Genomic DNA, 23,717 nt, shown 5'->3' on the forward strand with positions numbered 1-23,717 from the left:
GCCCGCCCTACCCCCTCGGACCGGCGGGCTTTTTTTATGCCAAGGGAACCAGCATGCGTCACGATCCAACTCTGCCCGGCATGCCGGGCGTGAATCCTGCCGCCGTGGCGCTGTCGCTGGCGGTGCTCGCCGTCCTGATCGGCTGGCTGTCGCTGCGCCCCCATGCAGTCCCTGCACCGGCCGCAGCGCCTGCATCCGGCTTCGTGGCGGCGCGCGCGCTGGCCCACGTGAACGCGCTGGCGCAGGCGCCGCGGCCGGCCGGCAGCCGCGCCAACGCCGCCGCGCGCGACTACATCGCCGCACAGGTACGCAGCCTGGGCCTGGAACCCGCGATCCAGACCGAGACCGTGCAGACGGCGGCGGAGGGTCCGATGCGCACCGTGCGCGTGACGCTGGCGACGGTGCACAATATCGTGGTGCGCAAGCCCGGCCGCGCATCCAAAGGCCATGCAGCGGGCGCCGGCGACGCCCCGGCCATCATGGCCACCGCCCACTACGATTCCGGCGCAGGCACGCTGGGCGCGGCCGACGGCGCCATGTCCGCCGCGGCGCTGCTGGAAGCGCTGCGCGTGCTGCAGGCTGGAGCGCCGCTCGACAACGACGTGCTGTTCGTGTTCACCGACGCCGACAGCGGCGAAGCGCTCGGCACGCGCGGCTTCCTGGCCTCGCATCCGTGGGCACGCCGCGTACGCCTGCTGCTGCGCTTCGATAACCCGGGCAACCGCGGGCCGCTGGCGCTGGTCGATGCAGCGCACGCGGACGGCATCGCCCTGGCCGCCTTTGCGCGCGCCGCACCGGCGCCCCAGGGGAATTCGTTCATGGCCGAGCTGTATGCCGACATCCGGCCGCGCAACACCGATGGACTGCTGCATGCGAACAGCGCTTCCGTGCTGCAGTTCGCGACCGGCGGCGGCACCCTCGGACGCGGCGCCGTCCACGACATCCCGCAGCGCCTGTCCGGCGCCAGCCTGCAGCACGAGGGCAACACCATGCTGGCCCTGCTGCGCGAGGCCGGCAACAGGCCGCTGCCGGCACCGGGTGCACGCGGCCAGGTGTTCTTTGCCGTACCCGGCCTGGGCATCGTGCATTACCCGTATGCGCTGGTCTGGCCCCTGACCGTGCTGGCGTGCGTGCTGAGCGTGCTGGTGTGCCGCAGCACCATGCGCCGCGCCCGCGTCGCCGGCACCGACATCATCCACGCCGGCTTCAATTTCCTGTTCATGGGTGCCCTGGTCACCTTCATCGTCCACCTCGGCCACGGCGCGCTGCCGGGCCTGGATTGGCGCTGGGACGCCGCCGTGCTGGCCGACGACGAAGGCATCCGCTGGCAGGTGCTGGCCTTTGCCCTGCTGCTGGCGGCCGGCTTCATCGTGGTGCAGCGCAGGCTGCAGGCACGGCTCGGCGCCCTGTGCATGCTGCTGGGCGTACTCTGCGTCGCCACGCTGGCGCTGGTGGCCGTGAGCTGGGGCGCGCCCGGCGCCAGCTATCTGCTGGCGTGGCCGCTGCTGGCGGCGCAGGGCGCCTTGCTGATGCTGCTGTCGAAGCGCTTTGCGAACCACAGGGTCGCGCTGCCGGCGCTGGCGGCGCTGCCGGCCGCGGTGCTGATCGTGCCCGCCCTGCGCGACAGCCTGGGGCTGGTATCGCCCACCTGGCTGGTGCTGCCGGCGGCGCTGGTCTTCACCCTGCTCGGGCTGTGCGGCCTGCTGCTGCACGAGGCCGGCGCGCGCTTCGTCGTGCGTCCGCTGCTGCTGGCCGCCGCAGCATCGATTGTCCTCGCCTACCTGGCCACGCCGCGGGTGCCGGAAATGCCGACGCCGAACCAGATGGTGTATTTCAAGGACACCCCGAGCTGGCGCGCGTTCTGGCTGTATCCGCCGGTGCCGCTCGATCCCTGGACCCGCAGCGTGTTCCCGAACACCCTGCATCCCTACCAGCTGCCCTATCTGTTCGGCCCCAGTGGCAAACGGGTCTGGTATGCGGCAGCGCCGCGCAACGACGCCATCGCCTATCCCCACCTGCTCATCGAAAAGCTCGAATGGCGCGGCGATACCAAGCACGTGGAATTCCTGCTGCGCTCGAAGAACCGTGCGCCGCATATCGCGCTGCGCATCGACGGCGCCGGGCCGAAGCAGGCCAGCCTGAATGGCCGCGTGCTGACCGACACCTTCTACCGCGGCTGGCGCATCGACCTGTACGGCATGGAAGACCAGGACCTGCGCTTCGCCTTCGATTTCTACGGCGATCCGGCGTTCACGGTCTTCGTCCAGGAATATCTGCCGGGGGTGCCGGAGCGCGACCTGCCGCCGCGTCCCGCCGCCATGCGCCCGGCGCTGCTGCCGCTCACCGGCACCACGATATCGGCCGACATCCTGCGCATCGAGTGATTTTGAAGGGAAGCGTATGCAATACAATGCATGCGCCTTTCACTCATTCACGCGTCAGGATTCCATGCACAAGATCGTTCGCACCGCCGTCGCCGCCAGCCTTGCGCTGGCTTTTGCCGCCCACGCAGCCGGCGCCCCTGCCAACAGGGCCGGCGTGGTCCAGGAAGCGCCGCTGCGCGCCCACCTGGCCACCCTGTCGTCCGATGCCTTCGAAGGCCGCGGCACCGGCCAGCGCGGCGGCGAGCTGACCGTCGTCTACCTCGAGAACCAGGCACTGGCCGCCGGCCTGCAGCCGGCCAACGGCAGCAGCTACCGCCAGAGCGTCAGGATCGCCGGCGTCAAGGCGCAGCCGCAGGACAGCTCGGTGGCCCTGGCCGCCGGCGGCAAGCCGCTGCCGCTCGCCTTCGCCAGGGACTGGGTGTGGGCGCCCGGCGACGCCAAACCGGTGCACGCGATGGATGCCGAACTGGTGTTCGTCGGCTACGGCATCCAGGCGCCGGAAGAAGGCGGCTGGGACGACTACAAGGGCGTCGACATGAAGGGCAAGCTGCTGGTCATGCTGGTCAACGACCCGGCGCCGACGGCGGCGGAGCCGAACCGCTTCAACGGCCGCGGCCTCACTTATTATGGCCGCTGGACCTACAAATTCGAGGAAGCCGCGCGCCGCGGCGCCGCCGGCGTGCTCCTCATCCACACCGATGCCTCGGCCTCCTACGGCTGGAGCGTGGTACAGAACAGCTGGACCGCCGAGCGCTTCCAGCTGGCCGACGCCGACCTCGGCACCGGCATGCAGGGCTGGATGACGGAAGCGGCCGCGCGCAGCCTGTTCGCCGCCGCCGGCCAGGACCTCGACAAGCTGCGCGCCGCGGCCGAAGACAAGTCGTTCAAGCCGGTCGTGCTGAACGCGCGCGTGCAGGGCGAAACCAAAGCGGCGGTGCGCACCCTCGAACAATTCAACGTGGCCGGCATCGTACCCGGCACCGACCCGAAGCTGAAGGACGAAGTCGTCATCTACAGCGCGCACTGGGACCACCTCGGCAAGCAGGGTGACAGTGGCGACACCATCTTCAACGGCGCGGTCGACAACGCCTCCGGCAGCGCCGGCCTGCTGGCGATGGCCCAGCAGGCAGCGCTGCATCCGGCCAAGCGCAGCCAGATGTTCCTGTGGGTCGCGGCCGAAGAGCAAGGCCTGCTGGGCAGCGCCGCCTACGCCGCCCGTCCGCTGTGGCCCCTGAACAAGACCGCGGCCGCGCTCAACCTGGACAGCCTGAACTTCGTCGCCGCCGCCACCGACATCGGCGTGCAGGGCAGCGAGCGCAGCGACCTGGGCGCGATGGCCGCCGCCACCGCCAAGGCAATGCGCCTGAGCGTGGCGCCGGCGCGTCCCGACCTCGGCGGCGGCTACTTCCGCAGCGACCACTTCAGCTTCGCCAAGGCCGGCGTGCCGGCGTTCTCGATCGAGGGCGGCCACGCCTGGGTCAAGGACAAGGAAGCGAACGATGCCAAGCGCAAGGCCTATGGCCCGCGCTACCACCAGGTCGGCGACGAATACGATCCGAACTGGGATTTGTCGGGGATGGTGCAGCAGGCGCAATTCGCGCTGAACCTGGGGCGGATGATCGCGGATGCGCCCAAGATGCCGGGGTGGAAGGCTGGGGACCAGTTTGGGAAGGTGAAGCGGTAAGCCACAACCCGTGACACCAGCCCGCTACCTTTGAACGTCGCCCCTGCGAAGGCAGGGGCGACGGATCGACGGATCAGACGACGCTGGCCAGAATTTGCGTCAACTTCCCGATCTCCACCGGCTTCACCAGATGGTAATCGAAGCCCGCCTGCTGCGACAGCTCGCGGTCGCGCTGCTGGCCGTAGCCGGTCAGCGCCACGAACACCGCCTTTTCGTGCGCGGGCTTGCGGCGCAGGCGGCGCGCCAGTTCGTAGCCGGTCATGTCCGGCAGGCCGATGTCGAGGATGAAGACCTGGGTGGCGGCGTCCGCCCCGTCCAGCGTCGACACGGCATCCTCGTGCACCTGCACCACGTGACCATGCGCGCGCAGCAGCACGGCGAGCGACTGGCCGGCATCCAGGTTGTCGTCGACGATGGTGACGTTCAGCGGACGGGTCTCGGTGCTGCCCTCGCCCGAGCGGATCACCTGGCCGACTTCGGCATCCGCCAGCGGCAGCGTCACCGTCATGGTGGTGCCCTGCTGGGGGCCGTCGCTGTAGGCCGCGACCTGGCCGTTGTGCATGCGCACGATGCTTTTCACCAGCGCCAGCCCGATCCCGAGGCCGCCCTGCGAGCGGTCCGGCGTGCGGTCGGCCTGGGTGAACAGGTCGAACACGTGCGGCAGCAGTCCGGCGTCGATGCCGCTGCCGTTGTCGCGCACCGCCGCCGTGGCCGCCCCGCCCGTGGCATCGGCCGCCACGCTCACCGTCAACCCGATGCGGCCGCCCGGCGGCGTGTACTTGGCCGAATTGTTGAGCAGGTTGACCAGCACCTGGATCAGGCGCGTGCGGTCGCCCTCGACCGGCACCGCCTGCGGCGGCAGGTCCACGCTCAGGGTGTGGCCGCGCTCTTCGATGTGGGGCCGCGCCTGCTCCACCGCGGCAATCGCGACCTTGTTCAGGTCGAGCACCTCGTTTTCCAATTTGACCAGCCCGCGCGTGACGCGCGAGACGTCGAGCAGGTCGTCCACCAGTTCCGTCATGTGGCGCACCTGGCGCGAGATGATGTTGCTGGCCTTCAGGCGCAGGCCTTCGCTGACCTCCGGCAGGCGCAGCAGCTGGGCCGCGCTGGTGATTGGCGCCAGCGGATTGCGCAGCTCGTGCGCCAGCATCGCCAGGAACTCGTCCTTCATCTTGTTGTGGCGCTCGGCCTCGGCGCGGGCGGCGCGTTCGCTGGTCAGGATCTGCTCGCGCTCCTGAGCGGTGTCCACGAAAGTCGCCAGTACGCCCTGCGGTACGCCGGCGTCGCCGTAGACCGGGCTGTAGATGTCGTTGAAGCGGCAGGTTTCGATGTAGCCGGCGCGGTCGATGTCGAGCACCAGGCCGGCGCCTTCGGCCGGCTCGCCGCGTTTTACGCGCGCCACGATCCGGTCGATGTCCGGCACCAGCGCGCGCCAGCTGTCACGCGAGTCAAGGCCGAGCGGATGCGGGTGGTGGTCCTTGATCAGCGGCAGGCAGGCGTCGTTGAAGAATTGGGTGCATTCGGTGCCCCAGGCCAGCACCATCGGCAGCGAGGAATCGAGCAGCGCACGCACCGCCAGTTTCAGGGCGAGCGGCCACTGCGCCACGGGTCCGGCCCCGGTCGACTCCCACGGATGGGACCGCATCTGCAGTTCCATGTGGCTTACGGACCGCGCCAATACGGGCGTGGGCGCAGCGGGATCAAAAGGCCAGGGCATGTCGTTCCATTCAGGGTTTGAGCGGGGTTGAGGCTCAACTGTTGATGATATCAGGCATCATCAATAGAAAACATGCATATGTTAAATGGCGAGTGAAACTGTGGCAAATTTGGCCACAGTCCCCTGCCCGGCCCGGTGTTCGACCGGCTTACTGGATCACGCCGCAGGCGATGCGCGCCCCCCCGCCGCCCAGCGGCGCCGGCTTGTCGGCGTAGTTGTCGCCGCCGGCGTGGATCATGAGGGCCTTGCCCTTGACGTCGGCCAGCTTGGTCAGGCGCGGCGCCGTCACCGCGACACTGGCGCCGCCGTTGCCGCCCACCACCAGCGGCGGCAGGTCGCCCATGTGGCCGTCGCCGGTGGGTCCGGCGTGGTGCTTGCTGGTGGTCGGATCGTAGTGGCCGCCGGCCGCGCCGGCCGGCACCGGCTTGCCATCCTTCTGGTTGGCGTCGCAGCTGCCGGTCTCGTGCACGTGGAAGCCATGCGGTCCGGCCGGCAGATCGGTCAGCGCCGGCGTGAAGACCAGGCCATCCTTCGATTCCGTGACCGTCACCGTGCCGATCATCTTGCCGGGACCGCTGGGCGTTGCCAGGCTCATCGGCGCCTGCAGCTTGTCGGTGGACTGGGCGTTGGCGCCGGAGGCGGCTGCGACGAGTGCAGATGCCAGCAGGATGCCGGCCGATCGAATGTTCATGGTGTGTCCTTTCAGGTTGGGATGATCGAGCCGGGATAGTGTAAATCACGCAATGGATGGGTGGCGGACGCCAGCGCGGGACTATTTATAGACTGCTAGAAATTTCGAACCGTTTCCATTTAACGCTTCGCAAATTCGATTGGAACGCCGTTGGAATCGCCCTCAAGTTGGCGTACAGTGCCGTGGTCCTGAAGGAGACACAACATGACTACCACAACGACGTCGATGAACCCGAACACCCTGGGCACGCTCGGGGTGCAGGCACTCAAGGATATGGACCGCAGCCGCCTCGAGCGCGGCAAGATGCTGGACCGCGCCGGCTATGGTCCGCAGCAGACCCCGTCCACGATCCTCCACACCGAACCCGGCCTCAGGCTGCGCCGCTTCGGCCCCGACGACAGCGACGGCCCGGCCGTGCTGCTGGTGCCGGCCCCCATCAAGCGCGCCTACATCTGGGACCTGACGCCCGAGGTGAGCGTCGTGCGGCGCTGGCTCGAGCGCGGCTACCGGGTCTACCAGGCCGAATGGGTGCCGGTGCACGACGCCGGCGATGGCGCCGACGAAGGTGCTGCGCAGGGTGCCGCTCAGCGTGCCGACTTTGGCCTGGCCCACTACGGCGACCGCCTGCTGTCCGCCTGCCAGAAGGCCATCGAGGCCGACAGCGGCGAAGCGCGCATGGTCATCGCCGGCCATTCGCTCGGCGGCGTGCTGGCCGCGATCTACAGCTGCATGCACCCGGAGCGGGTAGCCGCCACCATCCTGCTGGAATCGCCGCTGCATTTCGAACCCGCCACCTGCTGCTTCAACCGCCTGGTGCAAGCCACCCCGCACGCGCGCGACATCGCCGACAGCTTCAACCACGTGCCGGGCGCCTTCCTCAACATGATGAGCGCCATCGCCGAACCCCATGCCTTCCAGTGGGAGCGCATCATGGACCGCACGCTGTCGATGTTCGACCCGGTGGCGCTGTCGACCCACATGCGCGTCGAGCGCTGGACCCACGACGAGTTCCCGATGCCGGGCCGGCTGTTCACCGACATCGTCGAGTCGCTGTACCGCAACGACGACTTCATGCAGGGCCGCCTCATGATCAACGGCCGCAGCATCGGCCCGCAGGATCTGCACGCGCCGCTGGCCAGCGTGGTCGACCCGCGCAGCAAGGTAATCCCCCTGCAGGCCGTGGTGCCGTTCAACCAGGCGGCTGCCAGCTCTCATAAACTGGTGCTCGAGTACGAGGGCGATATCGGCGTCAACCTGCAGCACGTCGGGGTGCTGGTGGGACGCAATGCGCATGCGCGGATCTGGCCGGCGATTTTCGCGTGGCTGGAAACCACAGTGAAATGATGAGATTGGATAAGTAAAACCCAGGTTCGTCCGGAAAGCTGCGTAGGGAAGAGAAACCGCAACGCGATGGAAGCACGTCTTCCCTAGCATTGATTTCCCCTACACAACTTTCTGGACGACATGAAAAAATTCGCGATTGCGACCGCCGTCATGACCCTGCTTGCAGCCTGCGGCGGTGGCGGCAGTTCGGCCACCGGCAGCGGCACTGCACCCACGAGCAATGCGGCACCAACGACGCCCGGCACGACGACGCCGGCGCCTACCCAAACCATCGTGGCTGCGCCGGTGGCGCCCGCGTCGGCCCTGCATCTGACGGCAAATGGTTATACGGAAGGCAGCAGCGGGCAAACGACCGTCGTCAAGTTCAATAACGCGGCCAACCTGACGCTGTCCGGGCAACTTGCGAACCTCTGGATCGATGCCGCACAAGCGGGTGGCGGCGTCACGATCAGTGGCAAGCTCAACACGCTCGTGTTCGCGCCGGGATTGGATACCACGGTTACCGTCACCGACACCGCATCCGGCAATACTATCTACCTGCCGGTGGGATCGGCGATCAAGGTGGCCGGGGCTGGCGCGGCGGGAACGACCGTCTTGTACTACAAACCCTGATCGTTGGCCGTTCGGCCAGCCATGGGAAACGGCACCGCGAGGTGCCGTTTTCTTTTTCGGCGCATCGTTTCGTCAGTGCTTTCCCGTTGCCGCGTGCAATAGCTTTCCACTGCAAAATTGCCTGTACGCCTCATGCATGTACCTTGATCCGGCCCAGACCGTCGCAATCCCGTCTGCCAAGCCTGACCCTTCTCAACTGTACAGTCCGCTTCCTCACTACACTCGAATGTAAAGGATTGCAGTTTTTATAACTAATAGGCAACAGGCGCCACCATGCCTCATCCAGCCCGCAGTCTCCTGGTCCCGCTCCTTTCATCGCTGCTGGCCGCGTGGCCGGCCTGCGCTGCAACGGCACCGGCACCGGCGGTCACGGATGCCACTGTCCAGGAACCGCTGACGGAAGCCTGGGGCATCGTCACCAGCCAGATGGTCACCGTGGCCGGCCACGAATTCGCCAATCACTTCATCGCCGAATGGCGCGACAAGCCCGGCGGCGAACGCTACACGCTGGCGCTGCGCGAACGCCCGTCGGCGCGCTGGGGCAGCCTGGTCTGGATCGAATTCGGCCAGCAGCGCGTGCTCCAGCTGCAGCTGCCGCCGGCGCGTGCCGGGCTGAAGACGCTGGCAGAAAGCGCCGCCGAAAGCGCCTATCAAACCATCCTCGACATCGAACGCCAGCGCCGCCTCGTCAGCGACGCCGACCTCGCCGCCGACGAATTCTGACCTGTCATCAAGGAGACCGCCATGTCGCATCGAGTCACCTCGCGAGTCACCCCGCGAATCACCACGGCCATCGTCTGCGGACTCGCCCTGTGGGCCGGCGGCGCCGGCGCAAGCGAGCTGGTCTACGTACCCGTCAACCCGAACTTCGGCGGCGCGCCGAACAACGCGCCCGGCCTGCTCGCCGCCGCCTCGGCCACCAACAAGCACGGCCTGCAATCCGGACTGGGCGGCTCGTCGCTGAACCAGACGCCGCTGCAGCAGTTCAACCAGACGCTCGAGCGCATGGTGCTGAGCCAGCTCGCCTCCTCGGCCACCTCCAAGCTCCTGGGCCAGGACGGCAAGCTGATCCCCGGCACCTTTTCCACTGAAAACTTCGTGATCACCGTGACCGACCTCGGCGGCGGCATCCTGCGCGTGACCACCACCGAAAAGGCGACCGGCGTCGTGACTTCCTTCGAGGTGGGACAATGAAAATCCAGCTGCTTCTGCCCCTGGCCGCCCTGCTGCTTGCAACCGGCTGCGCGCATCAACCGTCCGGCGTGCGCAACAACGCCCAGCTGACGCCCGATACCGCCATCACGCGCGACCTGCTGGCCCTGCCTGCGCCGAAGGGAAAGATTGCCGTGGCCGTGTACGGCATCCGCGACCAGACCGGCCAGTACAAGCCGGCGCCGGATAGTTCATTCTCGACCGCGGTGACGCAGGGCGCCTCGTCGATGCTGATCCGCGCGCTGCAGGATTCCGGCTGGTTCATCCCGGTCGAGCGCGAGAACCTGCAGAACCTGCTCACCGAACGCAAGATCGTGCGTGCGCTCGAGATGCCGCAGCCGGCCGGCACGCCGCCGGTACAGGTGCCGCCGCTGCTGGGAGCGTCGGTGCTGATCGAGGGCGGCATCGTCGCCTTCGAAAGCAACGTGCGTACCGGCGGCGTCGGCGCGCGCTTCCTCGGCATCGGCCTGTCGACGCAATACCGGGTCGACCAGGTGACAGTCAACCTGCGCATCGTCGACATCCGCGGCGGCCAGATCCTGCAGAGCGTGTCGACCACCAAGACCATCTATTCGTACGAGCTGCATCCGAGCGTCTTCAAATTCGTCAACGTGAAGGACCTGGCTGAGTTCGAGGCCGGCACCACGCGCAACGAGCCGACCCAGCTGTGCGTCAGCGAGGCGATTGAGGCGGCAGTAACGCACCTGGTCGCGCAGGGCATCCAGGCCGGTAACTGGACGCTGCAGAACGACGCCGACCGGGCCAATCCGGTGCTGCGGCGCTACCTGGCGCAGGCGCCGGCACGGCGTACAGCCGCGGTGACGTCTGCGACGGCGCAGGATGCCGGCACGGACGGCCGCGTGGCGGCGACCGGCAGCGGGAGCGCGCCATGAACGCGCAGCGCGGCTTGTCGATGCTGTGCGCGCTGCTGGCGTGCACCTGCGCCGGCGCCGGCGACCTGGCGCCGTCCGAACTCGCCGTCCCTGCCCGGTCGAAGCCGGCCGCTGACACTGCCGCCGTCCGCGCCTACGCCGCCCTGGCCGGCCAGCAGAATCAGATAGCGGTATCGCAGGACGGCCTGGCCAACAGCGCCAGCCTGCTGCAGGGCGGGCTGGACAACCAGGCCTTCGTGCAGCAGCTGGGCCAGCAGAACGAGGCGACCATCGTGCAGGCCGGCCAGGGCAACCGCGCCGGCATCGAACAGCATGGCGTGCTGAACAGCGGACGCATCGAACAATACGGGCAACAGGGTGCCGCGCGCATCACCCAGTACGGCAACGGCAAGACCGCCACCATCATCCAGTACTAGGAGCGCTGGGTAGATGTCCGCCATGCCCTGATCACTTCGAGGAGCCGTTCCATGAAAGCCGCACGCTCGACCATCTTCACCGGCGTCATCCTGGCATGTGCCTGCCACGCCGCTTTCGCGCAGGACTTTACCGGCAACATCACCGTGACGCAGCAGGGCAAGGGCAACACGTCCTACGCTGAACAAGCCGGCGGTCCGTCGTTTCCTGTCAGAGCGGCCATCACGATCGCCCAGGCCGGCAACGACAACCACGTGGGCGGCCCCGGCGCGGCGACCGGCGGCGTACTCCAGCGCGATAATGGCGGGCTGATATCGGCGCTGATCCAGCAGACCGGCACCGGCAACGACGCCGGCATCACGCAAACCGGCAACGGTGGCTCGCTGCCGAACTCGGCCCGGATCACGCAGCTCGGCATGGACAACACCGCCCAGCTCAGGCAATACGGCTCCTCCGACAGCAGCGTCGCCATCGACCAGAGCGGCAGCGGCAACGTCGCCGACGTCGCCCACAACGGCGGCACCGCTTTACTGCGCACAAGCCAGAACGGGGCCGGCAACCGTTTGACGATCGACTACAGCAATGGCCCCTTCGGCGGACCGAACGTGACGCAGGACGGCGAAGGCAATACCGCAACGGTGATCGGGTACGGCGTGACCATCGGCGGCGGCCCGCGCATCGAGCAGAGCGGCAGCTTCAACAGCGTCATCACCGTGCAGAACCTGCTGTCCGAGTCGAGCCACCGGATCCGCCAACAGGGCACCGGCAACCAGGCCGACGCGACACAGACCGGCGATTTCCAGCGCCTCTCGATCGACCAGGAGGGCAACGGCAACCTCGCCAGCGTCAGCCAGACCGGCATGAGCCCGGGCGGCGTCAACGACGGCAATGCGGTGCTCCTGTCCCAGCTCGGCAACGGCAATACGGCCATCGTGCGCCAGGCCGGTCTCGGCTATCGCGCCGATGTCCGCCAGCTCGGCGCAAACAACGGCACGACCATCTACCAGCACTGAGCGGCCCACCGCCGCTCAGTGCGCGGCCGTCCAGCATCGGGGCACTGGATGAGCGTCGTCACGCCCCTGCTTTTGAGGAGTCATTCATGAAATCCAGATTCTCGGCAGTTGTCCTCGCCCTCGGCATGGGCCTGGTGTGCCACGCCGCGTCGGCCCAGGACAACACCTCGAACGTGACGGTGACGCAGCAGGGCAATGGCAATACCGCGTACGCCGAACAATACGCCATCACGACGGTGACCGGGGTCCAAGCGACGATCACCCAGATCGGCGACAACAACCACGTGGGCGGCCTGGGCGGCACCAGTAGCGGCCTCATCCAGAGTAACGCGCCGATCGGTCCGGTCATCGCCGAGGTCTTGCAAACCGGCAGGGGCAATAACGCCGGCCTCATCCAGGATAACAACGGCAATGCCGCACTCGCAGCCTCTGCCCGCATCACGCAGACCGGCATCGGCAACGACGCCACGTTCAGGCAGTTCACTACCTCGTATGCCGAAGCCATCATCGAGCAGAGCGGCGACGGCAACATCGCCCGCATCGAGCAGACCTTCAGTGGCGACAGCAGTCTGCGGTCGGTACAGAACGGCACCGGCAACCAGGTCACGATCAGCCAGAGCGGCGCCACCTATGGCGGCCCGAATGTCACCCAGGACGGCGATGGCAATACCGCGTCGGTGGTCACGGTGGGTGCGATCGGCGGTGGGCCATCCATCGTGCAAACCGGCAGCCTGAACAGCGCAACCGTCGTACAGAACATCAATGGCTTCGATTCCGGCACCGCGATCCGGCAGCAGGGCATGGCCAACCAGGCCGATACCAACCTGACCGGCGAGGGGCAACGCACGGACATCACGCAGACCGGCAACGGCAACCTGGCGAGCGTCGCCCAGACCGGGGTGCCGGCGAGCCTGCTGGGGAACTTTACGGTGATTGCCCAGCTTGGCAACAGCAACACGGCCATCGTGCGCCAGGTCGGTGCGGGCTACAACGCCAACGTCAGCCAGACCGGCTCGGGCAATTACACGAACATCTACCAGCATTGATTCCCCACGCAGTACTACTTCGAGGAGTTCATCATGCAGTCCAGATTCTCGTTATCGGTCATCGCCGCTGCACTCGGCCTGGCACTCACCCTGGCCTCCCAGGCTGCCTCGGCCCAGGACACCAGTTCCACCGTCACCGTGACGCAGCAGGGCAATGGCAATACCTCCTATGCCGAGCAGACCACCGGCGTCTACGATTTCAATAACGTGACGGCGACGATCACCCAGATCGGCAACAACAATCATGTCGGCGGTCCCGGGTCGACCACCGGTGGCCTGCTTCAGCTGAACAGTGGCGGCAATCTCGAAGCGCAGATTCGCCAGACCGGCAACGGCAACAATGCGGGGATCACGCAAATCGACATCGTCGCGTCGACCTTTCCGGTAACGGCCGAGATCACGCAGACGGGCAGCTACAACACCGCCACGCTGCGCCAGACGCTGACCTCGGATCTGAGCGCAGTGCTTATCCAGAACGGCAACGGCAACATTTCCGCCGTCGAGCAGCAGGAATCCATTCCGGGTACGGCGCGCACCACGCAAAACGGCAATGACAACATCGCGGTCGTCAGCCAGCGCGGCACCGGCTATGCCAGCCCGCGTATCACCCAGGAAGGCGACGGCAATATCGCATCGGCGAACGTCGACCTCAACGTGTTCGGCGGCCCCCTGATCGAGCAGGCCGGTGTCGCGAACTATGCCAGCACCTTGCAGACCGATACCGAAGCCGCCGACATCCGGATCCGGCAAACCGGCAGCGATAACCAGGCGGAAGCAAGCCAGACCGGTACCCGTGAACATATTGCCGATATCGACCAGAACGGCGTCGGCAACCTGGCGATCGTCAGCCAGACCGGTACCGGCCCCGTCACCTTCGGCATCGGCAATTCGGCTACCGTTGCCCAGCTCGGCAACAGCAACACGGCGATCGTGCGCCAGGTCGGGCAGAATTATGTCGCCAACGTGAGCCAGACCGGATCGGGGAATTACACGAATATCTATCAGCACTGAGCAGTGCTGGATTTCCAGATACGAATCGGCGGACCAGTCTGTTCCGCTGATTCGCATTTCGTGACGCAGTCCCTGCAATCTGTCGCAATTCCGCTTGTTCGCGTGCGAGGATGAGGCAAAGTCATACGCTCCATTCATGCATATTCAACAGCATCCATGCCAGGCCCGAACCCCCATACGCCCTCCCCGACACCTTTTCCGCAAATCAGCTTTTTGAAGAATGTCGTGACCCGCCCGAACATCGAGATCGGCGAGTACACCTATTACGACGATCCGGACGGTGCCCACCATTTCGAAAACAACGTCCTGTACCACTTCGATTTCATCGGCGACCGCCTGCGCATCGGCAAATTCTGTGCGATCGCGCGTGGCGTGAAATTCATCATGAATGGCGCCAACCACCAGATGAACGGCATCTCCACGTATCCGTTCTTCATCTTCGGCAATGGCTGGGAAACCGCGGCGCCCCAGCCGGGAGAATTGCCGTACAAGGGCGATACCGTGGTCGGCAACGATGTCTGGATCGGCTATGACGCGCTGATCATGCCTGGGGTGACGATCGGCGACGGTGCCATCATCGCGGCGCGCTCGGTGGTGACGGCGGACGTGCCGCCGTATGCCATCGTCGGTGGCAATCCGGCGCAAATACTGCGCGAACGTTTCGATGCAGACAGCGTGCGGCGCCTGCTGGCGATTGCGTGGTGGGACCGGCCGGTGGAGTGGATTACCCGCCATCTGAAGTTGATTCGCAGCGGTGACATCGGGGCACTGGAAGCCGCGGCACGCTGACGACGGACCAAAAAAAAAACGGCACCCCAAGAGGTGCCGTTTTTGTTAGCTATCTAAGCTAAAGCTGAAGCGAAAATTACTCGCCATCGCCCTGATGCTGCTCGGCATGCGCCGCAGCCTGCTGCTGGTCTTCCATCGCCTGCAGTTCGGCAGCCATGTTGGCCTTCTCCTGCTGCAGCAGTGCCTGGCGCTCTTCCGCTTCCCACTGCTCCTTCTCCTTGCGAGCGCGGTGGAAGGCCAGACCGGTACCGCCCGGGATCAGGCGGCCGACGATGACGTTTTCCTTCAGGCCGCGCAGACCGTCGCGCTTGCCCATGATCGCCGCTTCGGTCAGCACGCGGGTGGTTTCCTGGAACGATGCGGCCGAGATGAACGAGTCGGTCGACAGCGATGCCTTGGTAATACCCAGCAGCACGTTTTCGTACTGTGCCGGCAGTTTCGCGACAGCGTTCATGCGGTCGTTCTCTTCCAGCAGTTCCGAACGCTCCACCTGCTCGCCGACGATGTAGTCGGTGTCGCCGGCATCGACGATCTGGACACGGCGCAGCATCTGGCGAACGATCACCTCGATGTGCTTGTCGTTGATCTTCACGCCCTGCAGACGGTACACGTCCTGGACTTCGTCGACGATGTAGCGGGCCAGCGCTTCGATACCCAGCAGGCGCAGGATGTCTTGCGGATCGGCCGGGCCGTCCACGATCATCTCGCCCTTGTTCACCACCTGGCCGTCGTGCACCAGCACTTGCTTGTCCTTGGTGATCAGGAACTCGTGCTTGTTGCCGTCCATGTCGGTGATTTCCAGGCGCTGCTTGCCCTTGGTCTCTTTACCGAATGCGACCGTACCGGTGACTTCCGCCAGCATGCCGGCATCTTTCGGCGAACGGGCTTCGAACAGCTCGGCAACGCGCGGCAGACCACCGGTAATGTCACGGGTCTTCTGCGATTCGGTCGGGATACGTGCAAGCACTTCACCCACCGACGCCTGCTGGCCATCCTTCACCATGATCAGTGCGCCAACCTGGAAACCGATCGTCACGGCGTGCTCGGTGCCGGCGATCTTGACTTCCTGGCCGTTCTCGTTCAGCAGCTTGACCTGCGGACGCAGTGCCTTGCCCGAACCGCGACGCTTCGGATCGATTGCCACCAGGGTCGACAGGCCGGTCACTTCGTCCACCTGGCGAGCGACGGTGACGCCCTCTTCCACGTTTTCGAACTTGATCGTGCCGCCGTATTCCGTGATGATCGGACGGGTCAGCGGATCCCAGGTTGCCAGCGGCACGCCTGCTTTCACGACCATGCCGTCATGCACGGCCAGGGTCGCGCCGTACGGCACCTTGTGGCGCTCGCGCTCGCGGCCGTGGTCGTCGGTGATCAGCACTTCGCCCGAACGCGAGATGACGATCTGGGCGCCCTTGCCGTTGGTCACGTAACGCATGGTCGCGGTGAAGCGGACCGTACCGTTCGACTTGGCTTCGACCGACGATGCCACTGCTGCACGCGATGCCGCACCACCGATGTGGAAGGTACGCATGGTCAGCTGGGTACCCGGCTCACCGATCGACTGTGCAGCCACGACGCCGACTGCTTCGCCGCTGTTCACCAGCATGCCGCGGCCGAGGTCACGGCCGTAGCACTTGGCGCACAGGCCGTAGCGCGTGTCGCAGTTCAGCGGGGTACGGACCTTGACTTCGTCGATGCCCAGGCGCTCGATTTCTTCGACCATGTCTTCGTCCAGCAGCGTGCCGGCTTCGTACAGGGTCTCTTGCGTTTCCGGATTGACGACGTCGGTACCGGTCACGCGGCCGAGGATACGGTCGCGCAGCGGCTCGATGACTTCACCGCCTTCGACCATCGCCTTCATGTGCGTGCCGTTGTTGGTGCCGCAATCGTCCTCGATCACCACCAGATCCTGGGTCACGTCGACCAGGCGGCGGGTCAGGTAACCCGAGTTTGCCGTCTTCAGCGCGGTGTCGGCCAGACCTTTACGGGCGCCGTGCGTCGAGATGAAGTACTGCAGAACGTTCAGGCCTTCGCGGAAGTTCGCGGTAATCGGCGTTTCGATAATCGAACCGTCCGGCTTCGCCATCAGGCCGCGCATACCGGCCAGCTGGCGGATCTGGGCTGCCGAACCACGGGCGCCCGAGTCGGCCATCATGTAAATCGCGTTGAACGATTCCTGCGTGCCTTCGGTGCCGTCACGCTTGGTGACCGGTTCCACTTTCAGCTGGTCCATCATCGCCTTGCCGACTTCGTCGGAGGTCTTGCCCCAGATGTCGACGACCTTGTTGTAACGCTCGCCGGCGGTGACCAGACCCGAGGCGTACTGCTGCTCGATCTGCTTCACTTCCGCTTCGGCGGTCGCGATCATGGTCTTCTTGACGTCCGGGATCAGCATGTCGTCGACGGCGATCGAGATGCCGGCGCGGGTCGCCAGGCGGAAGCCCGACTGCATCAGCTTGTCGGCAAACACGACGGTCGCACGCAGGCCGCACTTGCGGAACGACGTGTTGATCAGCTTCGAGATTTCCTTCTTCTTCAGGGCGCGGTTCAGCACCGAGAACGGCAGGCCATGCGGCAGGATCTCGGACAGGATGGCGCGGCCGACGGTGGTCTCGTAGCGGGTCACGGTGCGGTCGAAGCCGCCTTGCTCGTTCTTCGGATGCTCGACGATACGCACGGTGATGCGGGTCGCCAGTTCGACTTCCTTGTTGTCGTACGCGCGGATGACTTCCGACACGTTCGGGAACAGCATGCCTTCGCCCTTGGCGTTGATCGCTTCGCGGGTCGCGTAGTACAGACCCAGCACGATATCCTGCGACGGGACGATCGACGGCTCGCCGTTCGACGGGAACAGGATGTTGTTCGAGGCCAGCATCAGGGTGCGGGCTTCCATCTGTGCTTCGATCGACAGCGGGACGTGGACTGCCATCTGGTCACCGTCGAAGTCGGCGTTGAACGCCGCGCAGACCAGCGGGTGCAGCTGGATTGCCTTGCCTTCGATCAGCACCGGCTCGAACGCCTGGATACCCAGACGGTGCAGGGTCGGCGCACGGTTCAGCATGACCGGGTGTTCCTTGATGACTTCTTCCAGGATGTCCCAGACCACCGGTTCCTGCTGCTCGACCAGCTTCTTGGCCGCCTTGATGGTCGTGGCCAGACCCATCAGTTCCAGCTTGTTGAAGATGAACGGCTTGAACAGTTCCAGGGCCATCAGCTTCGGCAGGCCGCACTGGTGCAGTTTCAGCTGCGGACCCACCACGATGACCGAACGGCCCGAGTAGTCGACGCGCTTGCCCAGCAGGTTCTGACGGAAACGGCCGCCCTTACCCTTGATCATTTCAGCCAGCGACTTCAGCGGACGCTTGTTGGCGCCGGTCATCGCCTTGCCGCGACGGCCGTTGTCCAGCAGCGAGTCCACTGCTTCCTGCAGCATGCGCTTTTCGTTACGCGTAATGATTTCCGGCGCGCGCAGTTCCATCAGGCGCTTCAGGCGGTTATTACGGTTGATGACGCGGCGGTACAGGTCGTTCAGGTCGGAGGTCGCGAAACGGCCGCCGTCCAGCGGGACGAGCGGACGCAGCTCCGGCGGCAGAACCGGGAGCACTTCCATGATCATCCAGTCGGGCTTGATGCCCGAACGCTGGAAGGCCTCGAGCACTTTCAGGCGCTTGGCGTATTTCTTGATCTTGGCTTCGGACTTCGACTCTTTCAGCTCGACGCGCAGGGCTTCGGCTTCGCGGTCGATGTCGATCGAGCGCAGCAGTTCACGGATGCCTTCGGCGCCCATGAATGCGGTGAAGTCGTCGCCGTACTCTTCGTACTTGGCGGCGTAGTCGTCTTCCGACATGATCTGCGACTTCTTCAGCGGGGTCATGCCCGGATCGGTGACCACGTATGCTTCGAAGTACAGCACGCGCTCGATGTCGCGCAGGGTCATGTCCAGGACCATGCCCAGACGCGACGGCAGCGACTTCAGGAACCAGATGTGCGCGGTCGGCGAGGCCAGCTCGATGTGGCCCATGCGCTCACGGCGGACTTTTGCCAGCGTGACTTCGACGCCGCACTTCTCGCAGATGACGCCGCGGTGCTTCAGGCGCTTGTACTTGCCGCACAGGCATTCGTAGTCCTTGATCGGACCAAAGATCTTGGCGCAGAACAGGCCGTCGCGTTCCGGCTTGAACGTACGGTAGTTGATGGTTTCCGGCTTCTTGACTTCGCCGAACGACCACGAACGGATTTTTTCGGGCGACGCCAGGCCAATCTTGATGGCGTCGAAGCTCTCGTTTTGCTGAACTTGCTTGAATAGATCGAGCAGTGCTTTCATTTATCACTCCGGGTGATTGAATTCTGTACTAACTACTACCGCCGCTTCTCACTGATTTTCGCCAGTGTTTGCTGAACCGTATTGTATCCCTTGAAAAACGTCATCCCCGCGCAGGCGGGGATCCAAGTTTGCCGGCGTTTCCGCCGGGCTTGCGCCCCAGCCTGCGCCGGGGCGACGATTGTCGAGGTCACGGGCCAGCCCGAAGGCTGGCGGCCATGCCGGCCTGCTTAGCTGCGCTCGAGATCGATATCGATACCCAGCGAGCGGATTTCCTTGACCAGCACGTTGAACGATTCCGGCATACCGGCATCGATCACGTGGTCGCCCTTGACCAGGTTCTCGTACACCTTGGTACGGCCATTCACGTCGTCCGACTTCACGGTCAGCATTTCCTGCAGCACGTAGGACGCGCCGTAGGCTTCCAGTGCCCACACTTCCATCTCACCGAAGCGCTGGCCACCGAACTGGGCTTTACCGCCCAGCGGCTGCTGCGTCACCAGCGAGTACGGACCGGTCGAACGCGCGTGCATCTTGTCGTCGACCAGGTGGTGCAGCTTCAGCATGTGCATGAAGCCGACGGTGACCTTGCGCTCGAATGCTTCGCCGGTACGGCCGTCGAACATCGTGACCTGGTTCTTCGACGGGGTCATGCCCAGGTGCTTCGCGATCGGGTCGGGGAAGGCCAGGTCCAGCATGCGCCGGATTTCTTCCTCGTGCGCACCGTCGAACACCGGGGTCGCGAACGGCACGCCGTTCTTGAGGTTGTTCGCCAGCGAGACGATTTCCTCGTCGCTGAAGTTGTCCAGGTCTTCCTTCTTGCCGGTCTCGTTGTAGATCTTGCCCAGGAACGCGCGCAGTTGCTCGGTTTCTGCCTTGGCCTTAATCATTTCGCCCAGACGCAGGCCCAGACCCTTCGCTGCCCAACCCAGGTGGGTTTCCAGGATCTGGCCGACGTTCATACGCGACGGCACGCCCAGCGGGTTCAGCACGACGTCGGCCGGGGTACCGTCGGCCATGAACGGCATGTCTTCCACCGGCACGATACGCGAGACCACACCCTTGTTACCGTGGCGGCCTGCCATCTTGTCGCCCGACTGCAGGCGGCGCTTGACGGCCAGGTATACCTTGACCATCTTCTGCACGCCAGGCTGCAGCTCGTCGCCCTGCGTCAGCTTCTTGCGCTTCTCTTCGAAGGCCAGGTCGAACTGGTGGCGCTTCTCGTTGATCGATTCCTTCATCGCTTCCAGCGCGTTGGCGGTCTCGTCGTCAGCCGGGCGGATGTCGAACCAGTGGAACTTGTCCAGGTCAGCCAGGTAAGCGGCGTCGATAACGGCGCCTTTCGCCAGCTTCTTCGGACCGCCGTTCACGGTCTTGCCCACCAGCAGACGCTCCAGACGCTGGAAGGCATCGCCTTCCACGATACGCAGCTGGTCGTTCAGGTCCAGGCGGAAGCGCTTCAGCTCGTCGTCGATGATCTGCTGGGCGCGCTTGTCGCGGACGATGCCTTCGCGGGTGAACACTTGGACGTCGATCACGGTGCCGACCATGCCCGACGGCACGCGCAGCGAGGTGTCTTTCACGTCCGACGCTTTTTCGCCGAAGATCGCGCGCAGCAGCTTCTCTTCCGGGGTCAGCTGGGTTTCGCCTTTCGGGGTCACCTTGCCGACCAGCACGTCACCGGCCTGCACTTCGGCGCCGATGTAGACGATGCCCGATTCGTCCAGGCGCGCCAGTTGGTTCTCGGCCAGGTTCGAAATGTCGCGGGTGATCTCTTCCGGTCCCAGCTTGGTGTCGCGTGCCACGACCGACAGTTCCTCGATGTGGATCGAGGTGTAGCGGTCGTCCTTGACGACATTCTCCGAGATGAGGATCGAGTCCTCGAAGTTCAAGCCGTTCCACGGCATGAACGCCACCAGCATGTTCTGGCCCAGTGCCAGCTCGCCCAGGTCGGTCGAGGCGCCGTCGGCGATGACGTCGCCCCGTGCCACGCGATCGCCCACTTGCACGATCGGACGCTGGTTGATGTTGGTGTTCTGGTTGGAACGGGTGTACTTGATCAGGTTGTAGATGTCCACACCGACTTCGCCGGCTTGCGCCTCGTCGTCGTTGACGCGGATCACCACACGGCCTGCATCGACGTAGTCCACCAGACCGCCACGGGTCGCCTGCACGGTGGTGCCGGAGTCGACTGCCACGGTGCGCTCGATACCGGTGCCGACGAAGGCTTTTTCCGGACGCAGGCAAGGCACGGCCTGGCGCTGCATGTTGGCGCCCATCAGTGCACGGTTCGCGTCATCGTGCTCGAGGAACGGAATCAGCGAAGCTGCCACCGACACGACCTGGCCCGGGGCCACGTCCATGTACTGGATGCGCTCGGGCGAGACCAGGATGGTTTCGCCGGCTTCACGTGCCGACACCAGTTCGTCGACCAGCTGGCCTTCTTCGTTGATCGCGGCGTTTGCCTGGGCGATGATGTAACGGCCTTCTTCGATCGCCGACAGGTATTCGATCTTGTCGGTGACTTTCGAACCGTCGACCTTGCGGTACGGGGTTTCCAGGAAGCCGTATTCGTTCAGGCGGGCGTACAGTGCCAGCGAGTTGATCAGGCCGATGTTCGGGCCTTCAGGCGTTTCGATCGGGCACACGCGGCCGTAGTGGGTCGGGTGCACGTCGCGCACCTCGAAGCCGGCGCGTTCGCGGGTCAGACCGCCCGGGCCAAGGGCCGACACACGGCGCTTGTGGGTGATTTCCGACAGCGGGTTGGTCTGGTCCATGAACTGCGACAGCTGCGACGAACCGAAGAACTCACGGATAGCTGCCGAAATCGGCTTGGAGTTAATCAGATCGTGCGGCATCAGGTTGTCGGCTTCGGCCTGGCCCAGGCGCTCCTTGACGGCGCGCTCGACACGCACGAGACCGGCGCGGAACTGGTTTTCGGCCAGTTCGCCCACGCAACGCACGCGGCGGTTACCCAGGTGATCGATGTCGTCGACTTCGCCGCGGCCATTGCGCAGCTCGACCAGGATCTTGATCACGGCCAGGATGTCTTCGTTCGACAGGGTCATGTCGCCGACCAGTTCGTCACGGCCGATACGGCGGTTGAACTTCATGCGGCCGACTGCCGACAGGTCATAGCGTTCCGGCATGTAGAACAGGCCGTTGAACAGCGCTTCGACCGATTCTTCGGTCGGCGGTTCGCCAGGACGCATCATGCGATAGATCGCCACGCGTGCGGCGGTCTGGTCGGCGGTGTCGTCGGTGCGCAGGGTCTGCGAGATGTAGCCGCCCTGGTCCAGGTCGTTGGTGTACAGGGTCTGGATCGACTCGATGTTGGCGTCGCGCAGCTTGGCCAGCAGTTCGTCGGTCAGCTCGTCGTTGGCATTGGCGATGATCTCGCCGGTGTCGGTGTCGACGACGTTCTTGGCCAGCACGCGGCCGACCAGGTAGTCTTCCGGTACCGAGATGTAGGTGATGCCGGCGTTTTCGACGTCACGGACGTTCTTCGCGTTGATACGCTTGTCCTTGGTGACGATGGTCTTGCCCGACTTCGGATCGACGATGTCGAAGCGCGCGACCTCGCCTCGCAGGCGCTCGGCCACGAATTCGAGTTCCGCGCCTTCCGAGCGCAGGTTGAAGTTGTCGAAGACGAAGAAGTTCGCCAGGATCTGTTCCGGCGTCATACCGATCGCCTTCAGCAGGATCGTCACCGGCATCTTGCGGCGGCGGTCGACGCGGAAGAACAGGATGTCCTTCGGGTCGAACTCGAAGTCCAGCCACGAGCCGCGGTAAGGAATGATACGTGCCGAGAACAGCAGCTTGCCCGACGAGTGCGTCTTGCCGCGGTCGTGCTCGAAGAACACGCCCGGCGAACGGTGCAGCTGCGAGACGATCACGCGCTCGGTACCGTTGATGACAAACGAACCGTTGGCGGTCATGAGCGGCAGTTCGCCCATGTACACTTCCTGCTCTTTCATTTCCTTGACGACCGGCTTGGTCGGCGATTCCTTGTCCAGGATCACCAGACGCACCTTGGCGCGCAGCGGCGACGCGAAGGTCAGGCCGCGCTGTTGGCATTCCTTGACGTCGAAGGCAGGGTCACCCAACACGTAGGAGAGGAATTCCAGGCGCGCGAAGCCGTTGTGCGACACGATCGGGAAAATGGAGGTGAAAGCCGACTGCAGGCCTTCGTTCTTGCGGACGGAGGGACCAGCGTCCGCCTGCAAGAAGTTCTCGTAGGACTCCAACTGGGTGGCCAGGAGATAGGGAACGTTGTGAACGTTGGCGCGCTTCGCGAACGATTTGCGAATGCGTTTCTTCTCAGTAAATGAGTAGTGCATGGACACTCCGTGAGTGACAGAAAGGATGAGAATTCAGGGATTGCCAGTGGCCAGCCGGACGGCGCACCACATACAAGGCCTCAAATCTCGCCCTCCCCTGTCATGATGAAAAGGGCAACTCGAACTGCTGTGTTACGATACTGCTGTGCTTCCACTGCTTTTACAGCAGGGTAATGCGCATTGTGTTGCAGGGACGACAAAAGAGCCAAAGCCGCATCCCCCACTTTTCAGCAGGGATTTGCAAGC

The 23,717-nt window shown here is 64.9% G+C and carries 16 protein-coding genes; 12 read left to right on the forward strand and 4 right to left on the reverse strand.

Going from position 1 to position 23,717, the window contains the following annotated elements; genetic code table 11:
• Positions 1 to 53: 53 nt before the first annotated feature.
• Positions 54 to 2,384 carry a M28 family peptidase gene (locus FBX97_RS20215; protein ID WP_141835812.1) on the forward strand — a complete coding sequence of 777 codons (2,331 nt, stop codon included), beginning with the start codon at positions 54 to 56 and terminating at the stop codon, positions 2,382 to 2,384.
• Between the two features lie 64 nt (positions 2,385 to 2,448).
• Positions 2,449 to 4,068: a M28 family peptidase gene (locus FBX97_RS20220; RefSeq protein ID WP_141835815.1), complete on the forward strand. Its 1,620-nt coding sequence runs from the start codon at positions 2,449 to 2,451 to the stop codon at positions 4,066 to 4,068.
• Between the two features lie 73 nt (positions 4,069 to 4,141).
• Here FBX97_RS20220 and FBX97_RS20225 read toward each other — a convergent pair whose 3' ends face one another.
• On the reverse strand, positions 4,142 to 5,713 hold the full coding sequence (locus FBX97_RS20225; RefSeq protein WP_185748670.1) for a hybrid sensor histidine kinase/response regulator: 1,572 nt from the start codon (positions 5,711 to 5,713) through the stop codon (positions 4,142 to 4,144).
• A gap of 220 nt (positions 5,714 to 5,933) precedes the next feature.
• Entirely contained in the window at positions 5,934 to 6,476 is a 543-nt protein-coding gene (sodC, locus tag FBX97_RS20230) for a superoxide dismutase family protein (RefSeq protein WP_141835822.1), read from the reverse strand.
• A gap of 204 nt (positions 6,477 to 6,680) precedes the next feature.
• Here sodC and FBX97_RS20235 point away from each other — a divergent pair, with 204 nt between their 5' ends.
• The 10 genes from FBX97_RS20235 (at position 6,681) to FBX97_RS20280 (ending at position 14,810) form a co-directional block, all read left to right on the forward strand.
• On the forward strand, positions 6,681 to 7,820 hold the full coding sequence (locus FBX97_RS20235) for an alpha/beta fold hydrolase (RefSeq protein ID WP_255517566.1): 1,140 nt from the start codon (positions 6,681 to 6,683) through the stop codon (positions 7,818 to 7,820).
• 120 nt (positions 7,821 to 7,940) lie between these two features.
• Positions 7,941 to 8,432: a hypothetical protein gene (locus FBX97_RS20240; protein WP_141835826.1), complete on the forward strand. Its 492-nt coding sequence runs from the start codon at positions 7,941 to 7,943 to the stop codon at positions 8,430 to 8,432.
• Positions 8,433 to 8,705: 273 nt separating this feature from the next.
• Positions 8,706 to 9,155: a CsgE family curli-type amyloid fiber assembly protein gene (locus FBX97_RS20245; RefSeq protein ID WP_141835831.1), complete on the forward strand. Its 450-nt coding sequence runs from the start codon at positions 8,706 to 8,708 to the stop codon at positions 9,153 to 9,155.
• A 21-nt stretch (positions 9,156 to 9,176) separates the two neighbouring features.
• Entirely contained in the window at positions 9,177 to 9,626 is a 450-nt protein-coding gene (locus FBX97_RS20250) for a curli assembly protein CsgF (RefSeq protein WP_141835835.1), read from the forward strand.
• On the forward strand, positions 9,623 to 10,537 hold the full coding sequence (locus FBX97_RS20255; protein WP_141835839.1) for a CsgG/HfaB family protein: 915 nt from the start codon (positions 9,623 to 9,625) through the stop codon (positions 10,535 to 10,537). The genes FBX97_RS20250 and FBX97_RS20255 overlap by 4 nt, the downstream gene beginning before the upstream one ends.
• Positions 10,534 to 10,953 (forward strand): curli production assembly protein CsgB, encoded by a 420-nt coding sequence (locus FBX97_RS20260; protein WP_141835842.1) that lies wholly within the window; start codon positions 10,534 to 10,536, stop codon positions 10,951 to 10,953. The genes FBX97_RS20255 and FBX97_RS20260 overlap by 4 nt, the downstream gene beginning before the upstream one ends.
• Before the next feature lie 51 nt (positions 10,954 to 11,004).
• A complete protein-coding gene (locus tag FBX97_RS20265; RefSeq protein ID WP_141835846.1) occupies positions 11,005 to 11,964 on the forward strand; it encodes a hypothetical protein in 960 nt (319 codons plus the stop codon).
• A gap of 86 nt (positions 11,965 to 12,050) precedes the next feature.
• The gene (locus FBX97_RS20270) at positions 12,051 to 13,010 is read left to right on the forward strand and encodes a hypothetical protein (RefSeq protein WP_141835849.1); all 960 of its coding nucleotides are present in this window, start codon (positions 12,051 to 12,053) and stop codon (positions 13,008 to 13,010) included.
• A gap of 33 nt (positions 13,011 to 13,043) precedes the next feature.
• A complete protein-coding gene (locus tag FBX97_RS20275; RefSeq protein ID WP_141835853.1) occupies positions 13,044 to 14,021 on the forward strand; it encodes a hypothetical protein in 978 nt (325 codons plus the stop codon).
• A 156-nt stretch (positions 14,022 to 14,177) separates the two neighbouring features.
• Positions 14,178 to 14,810: a Vat family streptogramin A O-acetyltransferase gene (locus FBX97_RS20280; protein WP_141835855.1), complete on the forward strand. Its 633-nt coding sequence runs from the start codon at positions 14,178 to 14,180 to the stop codon at positions 14,808 to 14,810.
• A gap of 76 nt (positions 14,811 to 14,886) precedes the next feature.
• Here FBX97_RS20280 and rpoC read toward each other — a convergent pair whose 3' ends face one another.
• Together rpoC and rpoB are read right to left on the reverse strand one after the other, a co-directional pair.
• Positions 14,887 to 19,134 carry a DNA-directed RNA polymerase subunit beta' gene (gene rpoC / locus FBX97_RS20285; protein ID WP_141835856.1) on the reverse strand — a complete coding sequence of 1,416 codons (4,248 nt, stop codon included), beginning with the start codon at positions 19,132 to 19,134 and terminating at the stop codon, positions 14,887 to 14,889.
• A 227-nt stretch (positions 19,135 to 19,361) separates the two neighbouring features.
• Positions 19,362 to 23,471, reverse strand: coding sequence for a DNA-directed RNA polymerase subunit beta (gene rpoB, locus FBX97_RS20290; protein ID WP_141835857.1), 4,110 nt, complete (start codon positions 23,469 to 23,471; stop codon positions 19,362 to 19,364).
• Positions 23,472 to 23,717: the final 246 nt, after the last annotated feature.

The sequence above is a fragment of the Herbaspirillum sp. SJZ107 genome, from assembly GCF_006715485.1.
Lineage (GTDB): Bacteria > Pseudomonadota > Gammaproteobacteria > Burkholderiales > Burkholderiaceae_D > Telluria.

What these genes read in the sequence shown, in the direction of transcription:
- FBX97_RS20215 (WP_141835812.1), top strand. Translation starts at nt 54, where the DNA reads ATGCGTCACGATCCAACTCTGCCCGGCATGCCGGGCGTGAATCCTGCC.
- FBX97_RS20220 (WP_141835815.1), top strand. Translation starts at nt 2,449, where the DNA reads ATGCACAAGATCGTTCGCACCGCCGTCGCCGCCAGCCTTGCGCTGGCT.
- FBX97_RS20225 (WP_185748670.1), bottom strand. Translation starts at nt 5,713, where the DNA reads ATGCGGTCCCATCCGTGGGAGTCGACCGGGGCCGGACCCGTGGCGCAG.
- sodC (WP_141835822.1), bottom strand. Translation starts at nt 6,476, where the DNA reads ATGAACATTCGATCGGCCGGCATCCTGCTGGCATCTGCACTCGTCGCA.
- FBX97_RS20235 (WP_255517566.1), top strand. Translation starts at nt 6,681, where the DNA reads ATGACTACCACAACGACGTCGATGAACCCGAACACCCTGGGCACGCTC.
- FBX97_RS20240 (WP_141835826.1), top strand. Translation starts at nt 7,941, where the DNA reads ATGAAAAAATTCGCGATTGCGACCGCCGTCATGACCCTGCTTGCAGCC.
- FBX97_RS20245 (WP_141835831.1), top strand. Translation starts at nt 8,706, where the DNA reads ATGCCTCATCCAGCCCGCAGTCTCCTGGTCCCGCTCCTTTCATCGCTG.
- FBX97_RS20250 (WP_141835835.1), top strand. Translation starts at nt 9,177, where the DNA reads ATGTCGCATCGAGTCACCTCGCGAGTCACCCCGCGAATCACCACGGCC.
- FBX97_RS20255 (WP_141835839.1), top strand. Translation starts at nt 9,623, where the DNA reads ATGAAAATCCAGCTGCTTCTGCCCCTGGCCGCCCTGCTGCTTGCAACC.
- FBX97_RS20260 (WP_141835842.1), top strand. Translation starts at nt 10,534, where the DNA reads ATGAACGCGCAGCGCGGCTTGTCGATGCTGTGCGCGCTGCTGGCGTGC.
- FBX97_RS20265 (WP_141835846.1), top strand. Translation starts at nt 11,005, where the DNA reads ATGAAAGCCGCACGCTCGACCATCTTCACCGGCGTCATCCTGGCATGT.
- FBX97_RS20270 (WP_141835849.1), top strand. Translation starts at nt 12,051, where the DNA reads ATGAAATCCAGATTCTCGGCAGTTGTCCTCGCCCTCGGCATGGGCCTG.
- FBX97_RS20275 (WP_141835853.1), top strand. Translation starts at nt 13,044, where the DNA reads ATGCAGTCCAGATTCTCGTTATCGGTCATCGCCGCTGCACTCGGCCTG.
- FBX97_RS20280 (WP_141835855.1), top strand. Translation starts at nt 14,178, where the DNA reads ATGCCAGGCCCGAACCCCCATACGCCCTCCCCGACACCTTTTCCGCAA.
- rpoC (WP_141835856.1), bottom strand. Translation starts at nt 19,134, where the DNA reads ATGAAAGCACTGCTCGATCTATTCAAGCAAGTTCAGCAAAACGAGAGC.
- rpoB (WP_141835857.1), bottom strand. Translation starts at nt 23,471, where the DNA reads ATGCACTACTCATTTACTGAGAAGAAACGCATTCGCAAATCGTTCGCG.